The following is a 21,420-nucleotide window of genomic DNA, read 5'->3' as shown; positions in this document are numbered from 1 at the left end:
CTCTCCCACAAGTGGGAGAGGGGAATAGTCAGGGCAGCGGCACGATGCGCAGCGCGCCGACGTCGGCATCGTTCAACGGGGCGCTGCCGCCCGTGCCGCCGGTGTAATGCGCGTTGTGCGCGAGGTAGCTCATGTTGAAGCCGTCGTCCAGCGCGAAGCTGCAATGCGCGCCTGCATCGGCGGTGAATCGCGCGGTGGTGGAGAGCTCCTCGCCCACGCTGTGCGGCATCACCACGGGTACGCGTTGCTCCGCGCCGCCATCGCAGCGGATCGCGAGCATCTTCACCGCGGCGGTGATGCCGGTGTTGATCGGGCCGTGGTCGTTGCGATAGTCCAGCGCCACCTGGTAGTTGCCGGCGGCGGGCGCGACCCACGCGCGCGGCCATGCGCCATCGACGCGGACGAACGGACCCTCGCACTGCGACGGGCCGTGCAGCGACTCCAGCCCGCCGGCGCCGGTCTGCGTGAGGCTGAAGCATTGCAGCGCGTCCGTCGCGGGAACCGCGAGCTTGCCCTCGATGGGCCCCACCGGCTTGCCGTTGAGGTAGAGCACGCCGGGCGCCGCGCTGCGCACCTGCCAGTCCGCGCCGTCGCGCGTCACCTGCGGCGCCGCGGGCGCCGACGGCGCGAACGGCGGCACCGTGCTGCGCACGCCCAGCACGGGCACCTTGATCGCCATCAGCTGCACCACGCTCTCGTCGCCGCGTTGCGCGGTGTCGCCGGCCACCAGCAGGTTGCCGTCCAGCTTCTTCGGGAGCTTCAGGGTGATGCGCCTGCCGGGCAGCTGCAGGCTGATCGAGTCCTTCTTGCCGAACAGCATGGGCACCAGCGACACGGGCAGCTTGGGCTGGATGCTGCCATCGTTCTCGAGGCCGAACACGCCCTCGCCCACCACCGCGAGGTAGGCGGCCACCGACCACAGCTGGCGCGGCGAATCCACCACCGGGCCGCTGAGCCTGCCGTCGTCCACGTGCGGGGCTTCGGTGGTCAGCTCGTAGTTCTCCATGTTGGAGCCGGCCAGCGCGGCGCCGCGCATCACCGAGGCGATCTCGAACGCGATGTGCTCCGGGTCGTTGAGCTTGCGCGCGGCGCGCAGCGCGTAGGCGCTCACGAACGGCCAGATCGCGCGGTTGTGGTAGATCGGCTGGTCGGTGCGCTCGGGCCAGATCACCGGGCTGCCGGCGGGCCATGCCGGGTAGTTCGCCAGCGCCTGCCGCGCGCGGTCGCCGTCGGCCACGCCGCTGTCGATGGCCAGCGCGATGCCGAGCAGGTCGTAGGTGTCGAAGGGCGCGCCGTCGCCGCCGATGTAGCTCATGTACATGCCGCGGTCGGCGCGCCAGAAATGCGCGTTGATCGCGGCCTTCAGTGCATCGGCCTGTGCCTGGTAGTCGGCCGCGCGCGCGTCGTGGCGCTCCCCCGCCAGGCGGGCGGCGAGCTGCAGCGCCTGGTAGTGCAGCACGTTGGTGGACAGCGCGAACGATTGCGCGATGAACACCACGTCGTCCTGCGTCCACGCGGGATAGCTCTGCTCGCGCCAGTCGAGGAAGGAGGTCTCGCCGCGGTACAGGCCCATGTCTGCGTCGAACACGTACTGGCGGTCCTGCGCCAGCGTGTTGGTGAGCGCCTGCCAGGTGTCGCTGGCGAAGGTGCCGTCGTCGAGCAGGTGGCGCGCGGCGAGGAACCATGCCACGCGGTCCGTGCTCACCGGCCAGCTGCCGCCCGAGCCGGTGTCCTGCATGACGACGGGTCCTTCGAGGGCAGGGTCTTTCGGCACATCGTTCGCGCGGATGCCGGAGAGCTTGAAGCGCAGGCCGTTGCGCGAGCGCGCGGCGTCGTAGCGCCACAGGCCGAGGTCCACCGAGAACGACAGGTCGCGCGTCCACACATAGGGCCACTTCTCGCCGGTGGCGAAGCAATCACAGGGGATCGGCTGGTCGTGGTCGTAGGCGCCGTCGCGGATCGCGTTGACGGAATCCTGCCGCAGGTCGTCCTGCGCCATCGCGTACAGGCCGTCGAACAGCGGGCTGGCGGTCTGCACCGCGTACGGCGGCGCGGGGATCCGGCGCGTGTCGTGCGCCGCATGCAGCAGGAAGCCGCCGCCGGCCTGCATCTCGATGCTGGCCGTCTGGTTGCGCCACTGCAGGCTGTCGTGCCACATCGGCCCGTGGGCGCCGGCGGTCAAGGCCATCATCACGCTGCTGAAAATACTCATGCGATATATCCGTGAACTGTGGGACGCCGGCACCATCTTGCCGAACCGCGGGTGTGTCGTGGAGTGCGGATCGAGCCGTCGCTGTCGCAGTCGTTTCCCTCCATCCGGCTGGCAGGCAACCCTTGCCGCCGCGATGCGCGCAGCCGGCAGCCAGTCTACGCGCATGCGGGACCGGAGAGGCCTGCCTTCCCGATGAATACGCCCCATCCGCCGGACAGGCGGACGGGGCGCGTGCCTCACTGCGCGAGGATCGCGCCGTAGTGCCCTTCCACGCTTACCGTGACATTGCCGTTGCTGACCGTGTACCTGGTTCCGGTGAGCAGGTCGGTGACCTGGCTGCCGTTGGTCATGCTCTCTTCGTACACCGGCACCGTTACCGTTTCGGTGTTGCCGGTGCCGTTGAGCACCACGGCGATGCGGTTGGTCCTGTCGAAGCGGGCGAACGCGTAGATGTCGTTGGTGTCGTCGGTGAGCAGGGTCATGAACGAGCCGGTGCGCAGCGCGGGGTATTCGTTGCGGATGCGGATCAGCTGCTGCGTCAGCGCCACCGCGGTGTTGCTGGTGGTGGCCTGGGTCCAGTCGAAGGTGCGGCGGTTGTCCGGGTCGGCGCCGCCCTGCATGCCGTATTCGTCGCCGTAGTAGATCGTGGGCGTGCCCACGTAGGTCATCTGGAAGATCAGGCCGAGGTAGGTCTTCCAGATGTCGCCGCCGCAGCGGGTGGCGAAGCGCTCGGTGTCGTGGCTGCCCAGGAAGTTGGTCATGGTCTGCTGCACGTCGATCGGCAGGTCGGCGCGCGTGCCGAGCAGCCAGCTGTCGAGCCCGCTGGGGGCCAGCGAGGCGCTGTTGCCGCTCTCGTCCACGCCGCAGATCCATTCCGACGCCGGCTGGGTGAAGCCGTTGTAGTTCATCGCGCCGTCCCACTCGGCGCCGTCGTCCAGCCAGGACGAGGCGTCGCCCCAGTATTCGCCCACGATGTCGGCGTTCGGGTTCACCGACTTCACCGCCGTGCGCAGCTCCTGCATGATCTGGTGGTTGGTGGCGTCGCTGCCGTTGTTGCCGCCGGCGTCGAGGTACTGCGCCGCATCCAGCCGCCAGCCGTCGATGCCGTAGGGCTGCTCCAGGTAGGTCTGCACCACCGAACCCGAATTGCCGTAGATCTGGTTGCGCGTGGCCGAGCCGCTGGCGCCGTAGTCCAGCTTGGGCATGCTGGAAATGCCGAAGAAGGTGGAATAGGTGCCGGGCCAGGTCTGGAACGTGTAGTAGCTGTAGTAGGGGCTGGACTGCGACTGGTAGGCGCCCGGTTGCGGGCAGGCGATCGAGTCGTAGGTCTGTGCGCCGAACCAGCAGTTGCTGTCGCCGCTGTGGTTGAACACGCCGTCCAGGATGATATAGCCGGCCGGGCCGTTGCTGGCGCTGTGGATGTCGCCGATCAGCTGCTGCAGCGTGGCGTTGCTGCCGAAGGCCGGGTCGACGGTGTAGTAGTTCTGGGTGTCGTACTTGTGGTTGGTCGGTGAGGAGAAGATCGGGTTCAGGTAGACGATGTCGGCGCCCAGCGTGCCCTTGATGTAGCCCAGTTTCTGGTCGACGCCGGCGAGGTCGCCGCCGAAGAACACCTCGCTGTTGCAGCCGCTGACGTTGGCGGTGACGCTGCTGCCCCAGGCGTGCTGCTCGGTGGCGCAGCCGGCATAGGTGTACTCGCCGTTGGTGACGTCGTTGCTGGTGTCGCCGTCGTAGAAGCGGTCGGGGAAGACCTGGTAGATCACGCCGTTCTTCATCCAGTCCGGCGTCTTGAAGCCCGGGATGATGAAGAAGTCGCCGGACGACGGTTCGCTGCCATAGATGCCCGCCGCGTTGTACCAGGCGGTGGCGCTGCCGTCGTTGATCTGGAAGCGGTAGTACTTCTCCGACGGGCTGGCGGGGATGGTGCCCTGCCACAGGTCGTAGGTGCCGGTGGCGTCGTTGGCCACCCATTGCATCGCCACCCAGTGATACTGGCCGTCGGCGCTGTCGTAGTACTTGATGTTGGCGCTGGTGATGTCGCCCTTGAAAGTGCGGAACGTCAGCGTCACCGGCGTGCTCGCCGTGGGTTCGGGGGCACTGTCGTAGACCGGACCCTGGTCGTGGAACAGGCCGGCCCACTCCACGTTGTTGTCGTTGCTGGCGGCGCGCGCGGCATTGCTCCAGAGCGACGCCCCGGACAAGGCCAGTGCCATGCACAGGGCGAGCGGCAGCCTGCGCGAACCGCGGCGGTGGTGTTGCATCGGATGAATCATCGGAACCCCTCCGTATCGAATGGAATGGATACCGTCGCGCCGGCCGGGCCCCCGTCCCGATGACTGCCGCGTGGCGGTGTTCGAGGCCATGCCTGGCAACGGACTCCCTGCGCCGCGCAGCCATTGCGCGGCGCCAGTCGCGATTCAGTGCGCGGGGCCCGCGTGCAGCGTCACGTTGCGTGCCGCGCCCGCATCGAGCTTGAGCACGGTGAACGTGCCGTAGCGGTCGCTGCCCGTGCTCCAGCCCTCGCCGCCGGCGGCTTCGAGCGCGGCGGGCGTGGCGTAGTACTGCAGCGGGCCATCCACGGCGGCGGCGGCAAGGCCGTGCACGCGCACCAGATAGCCGTGCAGCGCGGGGTGGTAGCTGCCCTCGGCCGCCGCGGTGCTGAAGCTCACCGTGTCGCCCGCGCGCTGCGTGGCGAGGCGCTGCAGGAAGTACGCGCCCTGCGCATAGTCGTAGCTCGCGCCGTCGTCGTCGTAATAGTCGAAGTGGGTGGCCTGCGCGGACGGGAACACGTCCACGTCCACGGTCGTCACCGGGTGCTCGGTGGTCCAGTCCATCACCGCCTGGGTGGGGATGATCGCGCCCTCGCGGATGAACAGCGGGATGTCGTCCCACTGCTTCGCGTCCGTGGCGACGGTGATGGTCTGGCCGCCCTGCCAGGTCTTGCCGCTGGACCAGTCCGTCCACGTGCCCGCGGGCAGGTAGACCTGCTTGCTGGTCTGGCCTTGCGCGACCACCGGCGACACCAGCAGCCAGTCGCCGAACAGCCAGGCATCGACGTCGTTGCGCAGCTTCGCGTCGTCCGGCCACGCGAAGGCCAGCGGCTGCACCAGGCCCAGGCCCTGCGTGCTGGCGCGATGCTGGTAGGCGTAGATGTAGGGCAACAGGCTGTAGCGCAGGCGGATCGCCTTGGCGGCCGCGGCTTCGGCCACCGGGCCGTAGCGCCACGGCTGGCGCTTCTCGTTGTCGTCGCCGTGCACGCGGAAGATCGGCACGAACGCGGCGAACTCGATCCAGCGCGCATAGTTCTCGTCCGAGGGATGGCCATGGAAGCCGCCGCCGTCCATGCCCCATTGCGTCACGCCCGTGTCGATGGCGCTGAGCATGCGCTCGCGCTGGCCGGCCATGCTGGCCCAGCCGGTGGGGATGTCACCCGACCACAGGCCGTAGGCGTAGCGTTGCGAACCCAGCCAGAAGTTGCGGTTGATCGACCACACGCGCAGCTTCGAGTGTGCGCGCTGGCCGTCGTAGGTGGCGCGCTGCATGTTGAGGAACTGCGTGTTGCTCTTGGTGGTGTCGGCCTCGTCGTTCCAGAAGCCGACGATGCCGGTGTCGAAGCTGTGCTGCAGGTCCGGGTTGAACCACCACGCGCGCGCCTCCGGCTTGTCGAAGTCGATGTCCTTCACCGGCAGGTGCGAGAAGTAGTCGGGGCTGGCCTTCTCGCCGGGCAGCCAGAGGTCGTGCGCGGTGGCGTAGCGGCCTTCCTCGGTATCCACGTGCACGCGCGGCTTCATGATGCCGGTCATGTGGATGCCCAGTGCATCCATGTCGGCCTTGAGCTTGCCGGTGGGGCCGTCGGGGAATTTCGCGGCGTTCCAGCGATACTCGCCCCAGTCCTTGCCCCAGTCCTTCCAGTCGAAGTCGAAGGTGAAGGCGTCGATGGGGATGTGCCTGGCGCGGTAGGCGGCGACGATGTCGCGGAATTCCTTTTCGTCGATGCCCCACTGGCTGTTGATGAAGCCGTTGGCCCACTTCGGGAACAGCTGTGCGTGGCCGCTGAGGTCGGCGAGTTCGCCCATCAATTGCGGCGGCGTGCCGACAAGGATGTAGAAATCCATCGAAGGATTCGCCGGTCTTCCGATGGTTTCCTCGGCAATGTCGAGGCGCGCGAGGTGCGGGTCGGCATCGGGATGGCCGGTCGGCAGGGTCTCGTCGAAGTCCACGTTCCGGTCACTGGCGAACAGCACGCCATAGCCCGCGGTACTCCACACGAAGGGCGCGCCGGGGTGGCCCTGCTCGCCGGCCTTCGCCACCTGCCTGCCCTTGCGCAGCAGGCCGGCGCTGGTGTTCTTCTCGAAAGCGTCGTAGCCGCCGATGCCGTACATCGGGTCGTCGCTGGCGTGCATCAGCGAGACCTTGCCGATCGCCGCGCCGAGCGGATGAAGCGTCAGCAATGGGTGCCCATTGGCGTCGTCCACGCGCAGCGTGGCCTTCTGCTTGTTCCATGTCGCGGTGAGCCGGTCGGAGCTCATCGTCACGGTGTCGTCCGTCTCGGACACTTTCACCGATGCATGCGTCGGCTTGTAGGCGGGATCGAGCACCAGGGCGGGCGTGGCCGCCGCCGTGCCGTATTGCACGTGCAGGATGCCGTCGTCGTCGAGATGGATGGCTACCGGCACCTCGGCAGCATGGGGGCCAGTGAAGGCCATGGTCCAGGCCATGCCATTCGCATCGACGTGCACGGGCCTGGGCGGCAGGGGCTCGTAAAAGTCGGCACGCGCAACGGGCGCAAGGCCCAGGCCAAGCATCACGGTGAGTGCGAGCGTGTGCAGTTTCGGTGTCGTCATCGTGCGGCTCCGGATGGTGGAAAGGTTTTGCCGTAGGAGCGCACCCTGTGCGCGAATGCTCTTGGCTCTGATCGAAGCATCAGGGCAATCGCGCACAGGGGTGCGCTTCTACGCGCATGGCGTCACTTCATGATCGCGCTGCCGTAGGCGGGCAGTTGCAGCTCGCCGTCGGCGAGGGTGGTGCCGGGCAGGCTGTGCCTGAGCAGGGTGCGGAAGCGTTGCGCGGGCAGGGCCACCGATTGCGGCTCGCCGGAGAGGTTGTGCAGCACCAGCACGTCGCCCTGTGCGTCGTCCAGCTCCCATGCGGCGACGTGTTCGCCGGCGTCGCGCCAGTTGTGCAGCGCGCCTTCGCGCAGCGCGGGGACGTCGCGGCGCCACTGGATCAGCATGCGGTACCAGTTGAGCAGCGAGTGCGGATCGGCCTGCTCGGCCTCGACCGACACGGCGGCGCCGTCGCCCGCGCTCCAGCCTTCCCAGGTGGTCTCGCCCGGACCCTTGCCGGCGCGGTACCAGCGCATCGGTTCGCGCAGGTGTTCGTCGGGCTTCTCGCCGCGCATGCCCAGTTCCTCGCCGTAGTAGACGAAGGGATGGCCGGGCAGGGTGAGCAGCATCGCGGCGGCGGTGCGCATGTGCTGCGGATTGCCGTCGAGCTGGCTCATCACGCGTTCCTGGTCGTGGTTCGACAGGAAGGGCGCGTCGTCGAAGCGGCCATGCGCGGCGGCGCGGAAGGCGTCGTACATGCGTTCCAGCGTGGCGCCGATGTCGCGGTCGCGCTCCTGCGCGGCACTGTCGATCAGCCGCGTGGCGAGCGGGAAGTTGAACACTGCGTCCAGCGAGGCCATCCACGGCGGCAGCTCGTCTTCATTGTGCCGCGCCACTTCGCCCACCAGCCACGCATGCGGGTTCGACGCGGCGATGCCCTGGTGGAACTCGTGCCACCACGCCAGGTTCTTCTGCAGCGCGACCGGGCTGTCCATATCGCTTTCGCTGTCGTCGTAGATGTGCTGTGCGGCGTCGAGGCGGAAGCCGTCCACGCCCTTGTCCAGCCAGAAGCGGCCCACCTTCACCATCTCCGCACGCACGGCGGGATTGTCGTAGTTGAGGTCGGGCATCTCGGCCGTGAACACGCCGAGGTAATGTTGTCCTGAAGCCGGCTGTCCGCCCGCCGCCGCGTGCCAGAGCGCACCGCCGGTGGCGCTGATCTGCTTGAGGTCGGTGGCCGGCGTGGCCCATTCGTACCAGGCGCGGTAGGGGCTGTGCGGGTCCTGCGCGGCCTTGAACCATGGCGACTGGTCGCTGGTGTGGTTGATCACCAGGTCCAGCACCACCTTGATGCCGCGCTTGTGCGCCTCCTGCAGCAGCCGTTCGAAGTCGGCCATCGTGCCGTACTGCGGGTTGATCGCCTCGTAGTCGGTGATGTCGTAGCCGTGGTAGCTGGGCGAGGGGTTGACCGGCATCAGCCAGATGCCGTCCACGCCCAGCGACTTCAGGTAATCGAGTTTGGCGGTGACGCCGTTGAGGTCGCCGATGCCGTCGCCGTTGGTGTCGTACCAGCTGCGCACGAAGATCTCGTAGTACGTGTCGGAGGGTGCCTGCGCGGCCTTTCCGGTGGCGGCCGGCGTGGCGGCCAGCGTCGGCGGCAGCAGCGCGACCGACAGCAGGAGGGCGAGGCGGCGGGGAAATTTCATGAGGACTCCTGCGGGGAAATTGCAGCCTGCATCGGTCAGGCCTCGACGGGCGTCGGCGTGCTGCAGTGGCGCGCCACGAACTCGTGGTGCGGCGGCAGCCTGTCTGCAGTGCGGCCGACCACGGTGCGGATGTCGGCGAGGAATTGGTCGAGCTGCCGCTCGTCCAGCTCGTCGGCCAGCGGGTGATGGCGCGCAGGCTCGATGTGCTGGCCCAGCAACACCTGCAGCCAACCCGTCTCGGCGAACAGCTCGTCGGCTTCGCGGAAGATCATGCTGGTGCGCCGGAACAGCTCGATGCGGCGCGCCAGTTCCGGCGGCACCTCCATCGCGCCGCACTGCCGCCAGAACGGCGTGTCGGTGCGTTCGGTGGCCTTGTAGTGCAGGATCAGGAAGTCGCGCACACGCTCGTATTCGAAACGGGTCTGGCGGTTGTACTCGTCCGCCAGTTTCGTATCGCAATGACGGTCGGGGAACATCGCCAGCAGGCGGTTCACGCCCGACTGCACCAAGTGGATGCTGGTCGATTCCAGCGGTTCCATGAAGCCGGCGGCGAGTCCCAATGCGAGGCAATTGCGGTTCCATGCCAGCCTGCGCATGCCGGTGACGAAGCGCAGCGGCCGGGGGTCGCCCAGTGGCTCGGTCTCCAGGTTCGCCAGCAGCTGCGCGGCGGCCTCGTCGTCACTGACGAAGCGGCTGCAGTACACGTGGCCGTTGCCGGTGCGGTGCTGCAGCGGGATGCGCCATTGCCAGCCCGCGGTGCGCGCACTGGCCTGGGTGTAGGGCCTCATCGGTCCGCCCGGCGCGCTGCCCACCGCCAGCGCGCGGTCGCAGGGCAGCCAGTGTTGCCAGTTCTCGTAGCCGGTCTTCAGCGTGCCTTCGATCAGCAGGCCGCGGAAGCCGGAGCAATCGATGAAGAAGTCGCCCTCGACCGTCGTGCCGCCCTCCAGCAGCAGCGATTCGATATGGCCGTCCTCGGCGTGCAGGCGCACGTCGACCACCTTGCCCTCGATGCGTTGCACGGCGCCGGGCTTGATGTGCTCGCGCAGGTACTGGCCGTACAGCGAAGCGTCGAAATGATAGGCGTAGCGGATGCTGGTAAGCGGATTGCCGGACGCCGAGTCCGGCCGTGCGAAGCGGTTCGCGGCCGCGGCGGCCGCGTTGATCGAATAGGCCCACAGGCTCTGCGCGGCGGGCCGGCCGCGGCTGCGCAGCCAGTAGTGGTGGAATGGCGTCAGGCCCAGCGGCAGGCCCAGGTCGCCGAAGGCATGGAGGTAGGAGTCGCCCAGCCGTCCGAAGTCGTTGAGCTGCACGCCGAGCTTGAAGGTGCCGTGCACGGCACGCAGCATGTCGTCCTCGTCGAGGCCGAGGAAACGGTTGACATGCAGGATCTGCGGGATCGTTGCCTCGCCGACGCCGACGGTGCCGATCTCGGCCGATTCCACCAGCCGGATCTCCAGCTGCGATCCGAGCGCGCGGGCCAGCAGGGCCGCGGTCAGCCAGCCGGCGGTGCCACCGCCCACGATCACCAGGCGTCGAATGCGCGTATCACTCATCTCGTCACCCTAGTCGATCCCGTCACCCTCCGTGGAACCTCTTTGCGCGTATCGACCCCGCGGAAAAAAAGTCCCCGCTGGTTTGCACGCAGCGGGGCACGGGGAGTCACGCGGTTCTGGTGCGTTGCCGCTTACTGGAACTTGTACGAGGCGCCCAGCGTGTAGGTGCGGCCGTAGCGTTCCCAGATCAGCACCTGGCGCGGATCGTTGTTCTGGTAGGTGGAGAAGATCTTGTTCGACAGGTTGGAGCCCGTCGCGATCAGGGTCAGGCCCTTGAAGGTGCCGCTGCTGAACGTGTAGCTCACCTGCGCGTCGTAGGTGCTGCCGCCCTTCAGCGTCTGCTCGATGCGCGAGGCGCTGATGCCCGACACCTCGCCCAGGAAGCTGGAGGTGTAGTCGTCGCTGACACGCGCCTCGAAGCCGTTGTGCTGGTAATACAGCGTGCCGTGGGCCACCCACTTCGACAGGCCCGGCACGGTGATCGGCGAGGGATTGTCGCCGTACACCAGCGAGCTGTCGTTGTGGGTGCCGGTCAGGATGGTGCCGAAGCCGTCGAGCACCGGGGTGAGCAGGTTGAACGGCAGGTTCAGGGTGACCTCTTCGCCGCGGATGTAGCCGTGGCCGTCGTTGGTCGGGCCGGAGACGATGCCGTACGGTGTGCCGAGCTGGGCCTGCTGCGCCGAAGTCAGGTAGTTCGGGATGAACGCGCTGAAGTCGTACAGGTAGGACGCGTTCGGGTCGATGTAGTCGTGCAAGCTCAGGAAGTAGGCCGATACCGCGAAGTAGCCGCCGCCACCGCCGTTGCGGCACAGGTCGGAGCTCTTCGAGTCGGCGTCGTTGCACTGGTAGCCGCCGGTGATCGGGCCCGAGAAGTAGTGCTCGTAGCTGATGTTGTAGTTGTCGGCCATGGTCGGCAGCAGCGCGGCATTGCCGCCGTTGGAGCTGAAGAACGCCTGGTTCGGGTTGGTGGAGGCCAGGTTCGTGATGTTGCCGCTCACGCTCTGGCTGGCGTTCATCTGGTCCATGCGCGGCTGGGCCATGGTGCGGGCAGCGCTGACACGCAGGTCGTCGTTGTCGGTGAAGCCGAAGATCAGGTTGGCGCTGGGCAGGTAGCGGGTGTAGCTGGTGCCGCCGGTCACCGGGATCAGCTGGGTCTGGCCGCCGGTAAGCGAGCTGCCGGGCGCCACGCGCGCGCCATCCGAGGTCTGGTTGGTGTGGTCCACCTGGATGCCGAAGTTGCCGCGCAGGGTGACGGCGCCCAGGTTGGTGTCGAGGTTGAACTGCAGGTAGGGGTTGAGGTCGCGCTCATGCACGCGCCAGTTCGGCGGCAGCGGCAGCGATGACTGGAAGGTGGGGACTTCCACCAGGGTGCCGTTGTCGATCAGGCTGAACGGGTTGTAGCACTCCTCCGAACCCATGCCCATCCACGCCAGCGGGCTGCAGGTGCTGCCGCCGAACGGTGCCGTCATCACCGCGTTGCCACCGCTCAGGGTGCCGCCGCCCAGGGTCAGGAAATCCTGGGTGATGTCATAGGTCTTGGTGCGGGTGGTATCGGACAGGCCGAACTTGATGCTGGAGAACAGGCCGCTGTCGAAGTCGCGTTCCACCGCGACGCGGAAGTTGGCCAGCCAGTCCACGGTGTGCGGCGCATTGATGAAGCCCGCCTGCACCAGGTTGCTGCCCGAGCCCCAGGCCTGCGGGTCGGTCAGCACCACGCCCTGGGTGTAGTTGAGCGAAGGGACGGCGTAGAGCATGCCATCGGGCATCTCGGCGAAGTCGAAGCTGCCGGGCTGGCCGCGCGTGCCGGTCGCCGCGTCGTAGTAGCCGGTGCCCGAATAGCTTTCCAGGTTCACGTCCTGGCGGGTGGCGCGCGAGTAATTGGCGTTGGCGTCGATCGACCAGTCTTCGTTGATCGTGAACTTGTTGTCCCAGTTGAAGTTGTAGACGCGGGCGGTGGTGCTGTTGAAGTCGTTGCGGATCACCGGGTTGATGTTCTGGTAGGTGCCGCTCTGCACGAAGCCGTTCTCGACATTGCCGGGCACCAGGGTCGGGCCGGGCTGGATCGCGCCGTTGCCCCACAGGAACGGCAGCTCCATGCCCTTGGCCACCTGGGTTTCCTTGAAGTTGTCGTAGGTGAGGTCGAGCGTGCTGGTGTAGTGCTCGTTCGGCCGCCACTCGAAGGTGGCCAGCAGGCCGTTGCGCTTCATCGAGTCGGTGATGCCGTAGTTCTTCGAGCCGCCGATCACCTGGTCGCCGTTGCTGTCGGCCAGGTAGCCCCACGGCGCCTGGTGCTCGATCTGCGTCGGGTTGTTCTCCAGGTCCACGCCCAGCGTCACGCCGAAGGTGTGGTCGGCGAACTGGTCGACCCACACGCCGTTGACGTTGTAGCCCTTGTTGCTGACGCCGGTGCCCTCGCCGGGGGACAGCTGGGACATGCTGTTCCAGATGTACTTGGCGTTCACCGCCGCCTCGGGGCCGCTCTTGTCCAGCGGGCGGATGGTGTGCATGTCGGTGGTGCCGGCCATGCCCTGGCCGACCAGGTCGGCCTCGGGCGAGAGGTGCACCACCACGTTGTCGAACCAGCTCGACGGGTACTGGTCGAGCGCCACGTCGCGGTTGTTGTTCGTGCTGACCTGTTGGCCGCCGTTGACCAGCACGGTGGAGAAGTCGGGGCCGAGGCCGTGGATGTTCAGCACCTGCGGGCGGCCATCCACATCCTGCGCGGAGATGCCCGGCAGGCGGCCCAGCGCGTCGGCGATGGAGGCGCCGGGCAGCTTGCCGACCTGCTCGGCCGAGACCGCCTCGACGATGGTGTCGGCGTTCTTCTTCAGCGCGGTGGAGTTCTCGATGCTGCTGACGAAGCCGTTCACCTGCACGGCCTGCATCTGCTTCGCCTTCTCCTTGTCCTTCTTGTTCTGGGCGGAGGTGGCGTCGGTGCTGGTGGTGGCGGTGCCTTGCGACGTCTGCGTGTCCTGCGTCTGTGCGGCCGGTGCGGTGGCGGCGTTGGCCACGGCGCATGCGCCGAAGCAGGCCGTCGCGATCGCCATGGCCAGCAGCTTGTGTTTCATCAACATGTCTCGTCTCCCCACGAAAATGGTCGTTGTCGTTGTCGCGCGTACCGTCTGGCGAATCCATCGATGGTGTCCATCGGAGAAAGGCTTTCGCCCACGTGCCCCCGTCGCGTGATTGCATGTTAGGGCGGCGTTTTCCGTGCGAGCGATCCGTGCATACGTATTCATGATGCGACGGGAGCGTCTTCGTCGCGGCGCAACATCGCGCTTGTGCGGAATCGATCGATCGCCTTCCAGCCCGCGCCGTTCCTGCATTCCGGCATGCACGAATCGCCGGCTTAAAATCGTTTGGACGTCTATTTCATTTGCCTGGTTACGCGACTGCAGCATCCATGAATACGTATGCAGCACTGTGCAGGGTGCGCATGGCCTGCCACTAAGCTGATCGCCATTCGACGACCGGGGCGTCTGCCTCGCGTCATGGGGCACAGCTAATGACCGACACACCCTGGTGGCGCGGCGCCGTCATCTACCAGATCTACCCGCGCAGTTTCCTCGACACCAACGGCGACGGCGTGGGCGACCTGCCGGGCATCATCGAGCGGCTCGACTACGTGGCGGGCCTTGGCGTGGACGCGATCTGGATCGCGCCGTTCTTTCGCTCGCCGATGGCGGATTTCGGCTACGACATCGCAGATCCTTGCGACGTCGACCCGCTGTTCGGCACGCTGGCCGACTTCGACCGCCTGCTGGCCGCGGCGCATGCGCGCGGCCTCAAGGTGATGATCGACCAGGTGCTCAGCCACACCTCGGACGAACATGCGTGGTTCAGGGAAAGCAAGCAGGGGCGCGACAACCCCAGGGCCGACTGGTACGTGTGGGCCGACGCGAACGAGGACGGTACGCCGCCCAACAACTGGCTGTCGATCTTCGGTGGCAGCGCGTGGCAGTGGGAGCCGCGGCGCGGCCAGTACTACCTGCACAACTTCCTCGCCAGCCAGCCCGACCTCGATTTCCACAACCCGGCCGTGCGCGCCGCGGTGCTGGACAACCTGCGCTTCTGGCTGGATCGCGGCGTGGACGGCTTCCGGCTGGACTCGATCAACTTCTGCTTCCACGACGCGCAGCTGCGCGACAACCCGGCCAAGCCGAAGGCCATGCGCACCGGCCGCGGTTTCAGCGCGGACAATCCCTATGCGTTCCAGTACCACTTCCACAACAACACGCAGCCGGAGAACCTCGCGTTCCTGCAGGACCTGCGCGCGCTGATGGACCGCTATCCCAGCATCGCCACGCTGGGCGAGATCTCCTCCGAGGATTCGCTGGCGACGATGGCCGAATACACCAGCGGCCAGCGCCTGCACATGGGCTACAGCTTCGAGCTGCTCACCCGCGACTTCAGCGCCGCCTACATCCGCGACACCGTGCGCGCGCTGGAGGCGAAGATGACCGAAGGCTGGCCGTGCTGGGCGATCTCCAACCACGACGTGGAGCGCGTGCTCAGCCGCTGGGGCAATGGCCACGCTTCCGCGGCGATGGCAAACCAGCTCACCGCGATGGTCTGTTCGCTGCGCGGCTCGGTGTGCGTCTACCAGGGCGAGGAGCTGGGCCTCACCGAAGCGGAGCTGCCCTACGAGGCATTGCGCGATCCCTACGGCATCACGTTCTGGCCCGAATTCAAGGGGCGCGACGGCTGCCGCACGCCGATGCCGTGGGAGGACGGCGAGCATGCCGGCTTCAGCGACGCCACGCCGTGGCTGCCGGTGCCGCCCGAGCACGGCGTGCTGAACGTGGCGCGCCAGCAGGTCGATCCCGGCTCCGCGCTCAGCGGCTACCGCCGCTTCATGCACTGGCGGCGCGGGCAGCCTGCGTTGCGCCATGGCGACATCCGCTTCCTCGATACGCCGGAGCCGGTGCTTGCCTTCGTGCGCGAGCTGGATGGCGAGCGGGTGCTGGCGGTGTTCAATCTTTCCGCGGCCGCCGTGGAGTGTGCGTTGCCGCTGGCGGGGGCGTTGCGACCGCTGCAGGGCCATGGCCTGGTGTCCGGGACGCTGGACGGTGGGCGCCTGCACCTGCCCGCCAATGGCAGCTTGTTCGCGCGCATGGCCTGAGCTTCCCGCGCCGGCTCCAGGGCGGCGCGCGCCGGGTTATTCGCGCGAGCGCGCTCCGGCGAGCCGGGACAGCCGCAGTTGCAGCCATTGGCCGACATCCGGCCACTCCCGGTCGAGGATCGAATAGCAGACCGTGTCGCGCAGGCTGCCGTCGGGGCGGCGCTTGTCGTTGCGCAGCACCCCGTCGCGGTGGGCGCCCAGGCGTTCGATGGCGCGCTGCGAGTCGAGGTTGCGGTGATCGGTGTGCAGCACCACGGCCACGCAGCGCAGCGTGTCGAAGGCGTGCGCGAACAGCAGGCGCTTGCAGGCGGTGTTGAGGTGGCTCTTCTGCCAGCGCCTGGCGTACCACGTGTAGCCGATGGCCAGCCGCGGCAACTCGGGCGTGATGTCGTAGTAGCGGGTGGTGCCGACGATCTCGCCGCTGCCCAGCTCGCGCACCGCGAACGGCAGCATGCCGCCGTCGCGCTGGCCGGCGAGCGCTTTTTCCACGTAGGCGCGGGCTTCGCCGGGGGCGGGCGCGCTGGTGTACCAGAGCTTCCATAGCTCGCCGTCGGCGGCAGCCGCTTCCAGCGCGGCGACGTGGTCCAGGGTGAGCGGTTCCAGCGCGACGTGCTCGTCGCGCAGCAGGGCGGGCTCGGCGAAGGTCGTCATGCGTCGAGGTCGGGGATCAGCTTGCTTTCCAGGCGCGCGATGTGGTCCTTCAGCAGCAGCTTGCGCTTCTTGAGGCGGGTGAGCTGCAGCTCGTCGCGGCCGATCGCGACGGCCAGCTGGCCGATCGCGAAGTCGAGGTCGCGGTGCTCCTGGCGGAGCTCGGCGAGCAGCTGGACGGTTTCGGCTTGATCCTGGACCTGCATGGCGGGCGCGGCGGTGCGGATGATGCCCGCTAGTGTAGCGCCGCCGGATGCGGCCCGGACGGGCAGGTACAATGGGCATCCTGCCGTCCCGATGCCCGCCATGTCCGCGCTGCCCGAATCCGCCGCCACGCCCGTCGCCGAGGTCGAACGCCTCGCCACGCGGCTGCGCCACCTCACCGGCAAGGCGATCACGGATTTCCGCATGATCGAGGACGGCGACAAGGTGATGGTGTGCCTGTCCGGCGGCAAGGATTCCTACACTTTGCTGGACATGCTGCTGCAGCTGCAGGCCAGGGCGCCGGTGCGCTTCGAGCTGGTCGCGGTGAACCTGGACCAGAAGCAGCCGGGCTTCCCCGAGCACGTGCTGCCGGAATACCTGCGTGCGCGCGGCGTGCCGTTCCACATCATCGAGCAGGACACCTACAGCACGGTGACCCGGGTGATCCCCGCCGGCAAGACCATGTGCAGCCTGTGCTCGCGCCTGCGCCGCGGCTCGCTGTACACGTGGGCGGCGGCGAACGGCGTGACCAAGATCGCGCTGGGCCACCACCGCGACGACATCCTCGCCACCTTCTTCCTCAACCTGTTCCACCAGGCCAGCCTGAAGGCGATGCCGCCCAAGCTGCGTTCGGACGACGGCCGCCACGTGGTGATCCGCCCGCTGGCGTACTGCCGCGAGGGCGAGATCGCCGAATACGCCGCGCTGCGCGAATTCCCGATCATCCCGTGCAACCTGTGCGGCTCGCAGGAAAACCTGCAGCGCAAGCAGGTGCGGCGCATGCTGGACGAATGGGAGCGCGATTACCCCGGGCGCAGCGAGACGATGTTCCGCGCGCTGGGCAACGTGGCGCCCTCGCAGCTGGCCGACCGGAAACTGTTCGATTTCGAGGGTCTCGGCGCAGGCGGCGGCGAAATCTGACATCATTGGGCGTTCATCCGTATGGACGTCCATACTTCCATTTGCACAGCAGCGAGAAATCACGTGTCCATCTTTGCTTCCGTAACCATGGCGCCGGGCGACCCCATCCTCGGCCTCACCGAAACCTACAACGCCGATCCGCGCAAGGAGAAGGTGAACCTCGGCGTGGGCATCTACGTGGACGAGCAGGGCAAGGTGCCGGTGCTGGATGCCGTGCGCCAGGTGGAACAGGCGCTGGCGCGCGACGACCAGCCGCGCAGCTACCTGCCGATCGACGGCCTGCCGGCGTACAACCGCGCCACGCAGAACCTGCTGTTCGGCGCGGGCGCAGCCATCCTCGAGGCGGGCCGCGTGGCCACCGCGCAGACCATCGGCGGCAGCGGCGCGCTGCGCGTGGGCGCGGACCTGCTCAAGAAGGTGCTGGGCGACCAGGCGAAGCTGGCGATCAGCAACCCGAGCTGGGGCAACCACCACGTGGTGTTCCGCACCGCCGGCTTCCAGCTCATCGACTACCGCTATTACGACGACGCCAGCCACGGCCTCGACTTCGCCGGCATGCTGGAAGACCTCGGCAAGCTGGAGCCCGGCACCGTGGTGCTGCTGCACGCCTGCTGCCACAACCCCACCGGCGTGGACCTGGACGCCGCGCAATGGGCGCAGGTGGTGGCGCTGCTGAAGGACCGCGGCCTGCTGCCCTTCGTGGACATGGCCTACCAGGGCTTCGACAGGAACTCGACCGACGACGCGCTTGCGATACGCCTGCTGGCCGACTCGGGCATCCCCGCCTTCGTGGTGGCGAACTCCTACTCCAAGTCGTTCTCGCTGTACGGCGAGCGCGTGGGCGCGCTGAGCTTCGTCGGCGCCGACCGCGACGAGGCCGCGCGCCTGCTGTCGAACATCAAGACCACCATCCGCGCCAACTATTCCAGCCCCGCCACGCACGGCGGCAAGCTGGTGGCCGGCGTGCTGGACAGCGCCGAACTGCGCGCACTGTGGGAGCAGGAGCTGGGCGGGATGCGCGGCCGCATCCACACCATGCGCGCGGCCTTCGTGGACAAGCTCGCCGCGTTGGGGGCGCCGGACTTCGGCTTCATCAACCGGCAGGCCGGCATGTTCTCCTACTCGGGCCTGAGCAAGGCCCAGGTGGATCGCCTGCGCGAGGAGTTCGCGATCTACGCGCTTTCCAGCGGACGCATTTGCGTGGCCGCGCTCAACACCGGCAATATCGACTACGTGACCAGGGCGGTCGCGGCCGTCTGCCGCTGAGACTGGTCGCGACGCGCCCCATACTCCGAGCCTGGGTTCTCCGAGGCGTCATGCCCGCGAAGGCGGGCATCCATTCGGGCAGCCCGAGAATGGATTCCCGCTTGCGTGGGAATGACGTCGTCGCCAGGTTCGGAACGTGGCCGCCGCAAGGCGGCCTTCGCATCTGCATGGATACCCGATGTTCTTCCGCAACCTCACCCTGTTCCGTTTTTCCCCCGCCGTCGCCGACGACCTGAAGCGCCTCGACGAGGCGCTGGGCGAGCATCGCCTGCGCCCCTGCGGCCCGCTGGAGATGTTCACCAAGGGCTTCGTGCCGCCGGTCGGCCGCGGCGACGAGGCCGCGCTCACCCACGTGGTGAAGCACTGCACCTGGCTCACCGTGGGCGGCGAGGACAAGCTGCTGCCTGCCGCGGTGGTCAACGACGAGCTGCAGCGCAAGGTGCGCAAGATCGCCGAGGAGGAAGGCCGCAAGGTGGGCGGGCGCGAGCGCAAGCGCCTGAAGGAAGACCTGCTCACCGAACTGCTGCCGCGCGCCTTCGTGCGCAGCTCGCGGCTTTCCGCCTACGTGGACACGCAGCATGGCTGGCTGGTGCTGGACACCTCCAGCCGCAAGAGCGCCGAGAACGCGCTCAGCCAGATCCGCGAGGCGCTGGGCAGCTTCCCCGCCGTGCCGCTGGCGCCGGAGGAAGGCCCGCGCGTGCTGATGACCGACTGGCTCGCCAACGGCACGCTGCCCGCCGGCCTCGCGCTGGGCGACGAAGTGGAACTGCGTGACCCCGCCACCGCCACCGGCGCGATCGCCAAGTGCCGCCGCCAGGACCTCGATGCGGAGGAGGTGAAGGAGCACCTGCGCAACGGCAAGCAGGTGTTCCAGCTCGGCCTGGTGTTCGACGACCGCATGAGTTTCGTGCTGGGCGAGGACCTGATCGTGCGCAAGCTGAAATTCCTCGACGTGGTGCTGGACGAGATGGGCGATGGCCACGAGGATGCGGCCGCCGAGGCCGACGCCGGCTTCGTCCTGCTAACCCTGGAACTGGAGCGGTTGCTGGCCAAACTCGAGGAATGGTTCGGCCTGCCGCGTCCCGCTGACGCGTGAGATTGGCCCAGGGCAAGGGTTTGCAGGGGGCATGACCCACGGCCCTTGCGCCGGGGCGTAGTCCTCGCCGCATACTGTCCGTCCGGGCCGGCCAGGTCGGCCGCGCCCGGCCGTGCAGGCAGCAGGATCATGGCGCAGCATCTCGAAGGCGACTGGCTGGAACTGGCGACCGCAGGCGGCAACACCATCCGCGTGCTCAAGGCCGCCCATCCGCGTGCGCGGCGCCTGCGCCTCACCGTCTCGGCCAGGGGCGCGCGGGTGACCTATCCCGACGGCACGCATCCCGCGCAGGTCAGCGCCTTCCTGCGCCACCACGCCGACTGGCTGGAGCAGAAGCTCGACGAGCTGAACCTGATCGTGAAGCCGCTGCCGCCGCTGCGCGTGGGCCATGCCACCACGCTGCCGCTGCGCGGCGAGGTGGCCGCGCTGGACTGGGCCGATGGCGCCTATCCGAAGATCGAGGCACATGCCGCTGGCATCACCCTGGTGATCCCGCGCCCGCACACGCGCGCCTTGCCGGTGGCGCGCGGCCTGCTGGCTTCGCATTTCGAAACGCTGATCCGCCGCGACGTCTCGCGCTGGCTGGCGTTCTACGTGCCGCAACTCGGCCTCGCCCCAACCGCGCTGAAAGTGCGGCCGATGAAGAGCCTGTGGGGCAGCCTCGACACCCGCGACCGCATCAACCTCGACCTCGCGCTGGCGCTGGCGCCGCCCACCGCGCTGCGCTACGTGCTGGTGCACGAACTCTGCCACCTCAAGGTGCGCAGCCACGCGCCGCGCTTCTGGGCGCAGGTGGGGCAATTGATGCCCGAGTGGCGGGAGCAGCGCGACTGGCTGCGCGTCAACGGTGCCACGCTGAAGGCAGAGCTGGATCGGCTGATTGCCGACGTGGCGGATTGATCAGCAGATAATCCGACGAAAGCGGAGTCGTTGCGCAAATAATTTCGATTGCGCAATTGGGCTCGAGTCTTTACAGGCAACCTGCCTCGCGTAGACTTCCGGGCATGCTCACTTTCAGGGGAATGTTGATGTCCAGGCGCTTGCTGCTGCTGGCGGGTTTTGCCGTGTGCTGCAACTCGATTTGTGCGCAGACAATCGATGCCCCTCAATTGAAGCCCGGAGACACCTGGGTCTATTCCAATACGAGGCAAGCGGGCAGCAGGGGGTGGGATAACAAGGTCACGGTGTCCACCCTTGAACGAATCGAGGGTGATCGCATCCTGGTCGGTACGAAGCAGCAGGATTCGACGCAGTCTCCCACCGAGCGTACGTATGGGCTGGACTGGAGTCGTTCCCGTGATGTCGACGGCAAGCAGACGGTGGTGAATCAGCCGCTGGATTTTCCGTTGAAAACGGGCAAGAAGTGGGAAGTCGGCTATACCGAAACAAATCCACCGAGCAATAAATCGCACTCCAGTGAAACCTTCAATGAAACCTATACGGTGAAGGGTTGGGAAGATGTCCAAGTGCCCGCTGGAAAATTCAAGGCCGTCAAGATCGAGGCCGAGGGTCAATGGACGGCAGTGATGGCGCGTGCCGCAGTCGGCGGAACCAGGACGGTGGCTACTGCGGAAGGTGTAACGGCAGTGTCGCAGGCTGGCCGCATTGACCCGCGAACAGTCAGTGGCCGGCTTTACAAGGCATTCTGGTATGTCCCCGCCGACAAGCGTTTCGTGAAGTCGGTGGAGGAATACTACAATGCCGATGACGTGCTTTCGCAGCGTTATACCGAGGAGCTTGTTTCATTCAAGCCTGCTGGTTGATGCCGATTGCGTCATCAAGGGGTTTGACGGGAAGTTGGTGCAACGGGTCGACTCGAAGAGCTCACGTGCATGATCTGACAACCGTCACTCGATCGGGGCGTAG

Annotated in this window: 14 protein-coding genes; 6 read left to right on the top strand and 8 right to left on the bottom strand. The window is 67.4% G+C overall.

The window, feature by feature from the left end; translation table 11 throughout:
* Positions 1–28: 28 nt before the first annotated feature.
* The 6 genes from IHE47_RS16335 to IHE47_RS16310 all read right to left on the bottom strand — a co-directional run bounded on the left by IHE47_RS16335 (position 29) and on the right by IHE47_RS16310 (position 13,365).
* The gene (locus tag IHE47_RS16335; protein ID WP_192107808.1) at positions 29–2,212 is read right to left on the bottom strand and encodes a Six-hairpin glycosidase-like protein; all 2,184 of its coding nucleotides are present in this window, start codon (positions 2,210–2,212) and stop codon (positions 29–31) included.
* Between the two features lie 236 nt (positions 2,213–2,448).
* Positions 2,449–4,473 carry a glycoside hydrolase family 13 protein gene (locus IHE47_RS16330; protein ID WP_225562031.1) on the bottom strand — a complete coding sequence of 675 codons (2,025 nt, stop codon included), beginning with the start codon at positions 4,471–4,473 and terminating at the stop codon, positions 2,449–2,451.
* Positions 4,474–4,629: 156 nt separating this feature from the next.
* Entirely contained in the window at positions 4,630–7,056 is a 2,427-nt protein-coding gene (locus IHE47_RS16325; protein WP_225562030.1) for a TIM-barrel domain-containing protein, read from the bottom strand.
* Positions 7,057–7,178: 122 nt separating this feature from the next.
* Positions 7,179–8,744: an alpha-amylase family glycosyl hydrolase gene (locus tag IHE47_RS16320; protein WP_192107804.1), complete on the bottom strand. Its 1,566-nt coding sequence runs from the start codon at positions 8,742–8,744 to the stop codon at positions 7,179–7,181.
* A gap of 35 nt (positions 8,745–8,779) precedes the next feature.
* Complete coding sequence (locus tag IHE47_RS16315) at positions 8,780–10,297, bottom strand: tryptophan halogenase family protein (RefSeq protein WP_192107802.1); 1,518 nt, start codon at positions 10,295–10,297, stop codon at positions 8,780–8,782.
* Positions 10,298–10,428: 131 nt separating this feature from the next.
* Complete coding sequence (locus IHE47_RS16310) at positions 10,429–13,365, bottom strand: TonB-dependent receptor (protein WP_225562029.1); 2,937 nt, start codon at positions 13,363–13,365, stop codon at positions 10,429–10,431.
* A 437-nt stretch (positions 13,366–13,802) separates the two neighbouring features.
* Between IHE47_RS16310 and IHE47_RS16305 the strand changes: the two genes are divergently transcribed.
* A complete protein-coding gene (locus IHE47_RS16305) occupies positions 13,803–15,419 on the top strand; it encodes an alpha-glucosidase family protein (RefSeq protein ID WP_192107798.1) in 1,617 nt (538 codons plus the stop codon).
* Between the two features lie 36 nt (positions 15,420–15,455).
* On the opposite strand, the gene IHE47_RS16300 is transcribed toward IHE47_RS16305, so the two are convergent.
* Both IHE47_RS16300 and IHE47_RS16295 read right to left on the bottom strand, forming a co-directional pair.
* Positions 15,456–16,070: a GNAT family protein gene (locus tag IHE47_RS16300; RefSeq protein WP_192107796.1), complete on the bottom strand. Its 615-nt coding sequence runs from the start codon at positions 16,068–16,070 to the stop codon at positions 15,456–15,458.
* Entirely contained in the window at positions 16,067–16,273 is a 207-nt protein-coding gene (locus IHE47_RS16295; RefSeq protein ID WP_192107794.1) for a DUF465 domain-containing protein, read from the bottom strand. Before IHE47_RS16295 ends, IHE47_RS16300 begins: the two co-directional genes overlap by 4 nt.
* A 100-nt stretch (positions 16,274–16,373) precedes the next feature.
* Here IHE47_RS16295 and ttcA point away from each other — a divergent pair, with 100 nt between their 5' ends.
* The 5 genes from ttcA to IHE47_RS16270 all read left to right on the top strand — a co-directional run bounded on the left by ttcA (position 16,374) and on the right by IHE47_RS16270 (position 21,317).
* On the top strand, positions 16,374–17,192 hold the full coding sequence (gene ttcA / locus IHE47_RS16290) for a tRNA 2-thiocytidine(32) synthetase TtcA (RefSeq protein WP_192107792.1): 819 nt from the start codon (positions 16,374–16,376) through the stop codon (positions 17,190–17,192).
* A gap of 63 nt (positions 17,193–17,255) precedes the next feature.
* Positions 17,256–18,458: an amino acid aminotransferase gene (locus IHE47_RS16285; protein WP_343227496.1), complete on the top strand. Its 1,203-nt coding sequence runs from the start codon at positions 17,256–17,258 to the stop codon at positions 18,456–18,458.
* Positions 18,459–18,636: 178 nt separating this feature from the next.
* Positions 18,637–19,554, top strand: a complete 918-nt coding sequence (locus tag IHE47_RS16280; protein ID WP_192107790.1) for a recombination-associated protein RdgC — start codon at positions 18,637–18,639, stop codon at positions 19,552–19,554.
* 129 nt (positions 19,555–19,683) lie between these two features.
* A complete protein-coding gene (locus IHE47_RS16275; RefSeq protein ID WP_192107788.1) occupies positions 19,684–20,454 on the top strand; it encodes a SprT family zinc-dependent metalloprotease in 771 nt (256 codons plus the stop codon).
* 128 nt (positions 20,455–20,582) lie between these two features.
* Positions 20,583–21,317, top strand: coding sequence for a hypothetical protein (locus tag IHE47_RS16270; protein ID WP_225562028.1), 735 nt, complete (start codon positions 20,583–20,585; stop codon positions 21,315–21,317).
* The last annotated feature ends 103 nt before the right edge of the window (positions 21,318–21,420 follow it).

This window comes from Rhodanobacter sp. DHB23 (genome assembly GCF_014842975.1).
Taxonomy (GTDB): domain Bacteria; phylum Pseudomonadota; class Gammaproteobacteria; order Xanthomonadales; family Rhodanobacteraceae; genus Rhodanobacter_A.
This window is presented reverse-complemented; position numbering and strand designations above follow the sequence as displayed.

What these genes read in the sequence shown, in the direction of transcription:
- IHE47_RS16335 (WP_192107808.1), bottom strand. Translation starts at nt 2,212, where the DNA reads ATGAGTATTTTCAGCAGCGTGATGATGGCCTTGACCGCCGGCGCCCAC.
- IHE47_RS16330 (WP_225562031.1), bottom strand. Translation starts at nt 4,473, where the DNA reads ATGCAACACCACCGCCGCGGTTCGCGCAGGCTGCCGCTCGCCCTGTGC.
- IHE47_RS16325 (WP_225562030.1), bottom strand. Translation starts at nt 7,056, where the DNA reads ATGACGACACCGAAACTGCACACGCTCGCACTCACCGTGATGCTTGGC.
- IHE47_RS16320 (WP_192107804.1), bottom strand. Translation starts at nt 8,744, where the DNA reads ATGAAATTTCCCCGCCGCCTCGCCCTCCTGCTGTCGGTCGCGCTGCTG.
- IHE47_RS16315 (WP_192107802.1), bottom strand. Translation starts at nt 10,297, where the DNA reads ATGAGTGATACGCGCATTCGACGCCTGGTGATCGTGGGCGGTGGCACC.
- IHE47_RS16310 (WP_225562029.1), bottom strand. Translation starts at nt 13,365, where the DNA reads ATGAAACACAAGCTGCTGGCCATGGCGATCGCGACGGCCTGCTTCGGC.
- IHE47_RS16305 (WP_192107798.1), top strand. Translation starts at nt 13,803, where the DNA reads ATGACCGACACACCCTGGTGGCGCGGCGCCGTCATCTACCAGATCTAC.
- IHE47_RS16300 (WP_192107796.1), bottom strand. Translation starts at nt 16,070, where the DNA reads ATGACGACCTTCGCCGAGCCCGCCCTGCTGCGCGACGAGCACGTCGCG.
- IHE47_RS16295 (WP_192107794.1), bottom strand. Translation starts at nt 16,273, where the DNA reads ATGCAGGTCCAGGATCAAGCCGAAACCGTCCAGCTGCTCGCCGAGCTC.
- ttcA (WP_192107792.1), top strand. Translation starts at nt 16,374, where the DNA reads ATGTCCGCGCTGCCCGAATCCGCCGCCACGCCCGTCGCCGAGGTCGAA.
- IHE47_RS16280 (WP_192107790.1), top strand. Translation starts at nt 18,637, where the DNA reads ATGTTCTTCCGCAACCTCACCCTGTTCCGTTTTTCCCCCGCCGTCGCC.
- IHE47_RS16275 (WP_192107788.1), top strand. Translation starts at nt 19,684, where the DNA reads ATGGCGCAGCATCTCGAAGGCGACTGGCTGGAACTGGCGACCGCAGGC.
- IHE47_RS16270 (WP_225562028.1), top strand. Translation starts at nt 20,583, where the DNA reads ATGTCCAGGCGCTTGCTGCTGCTGGCGGGTTTTGCCGTGTGCTGCAAC.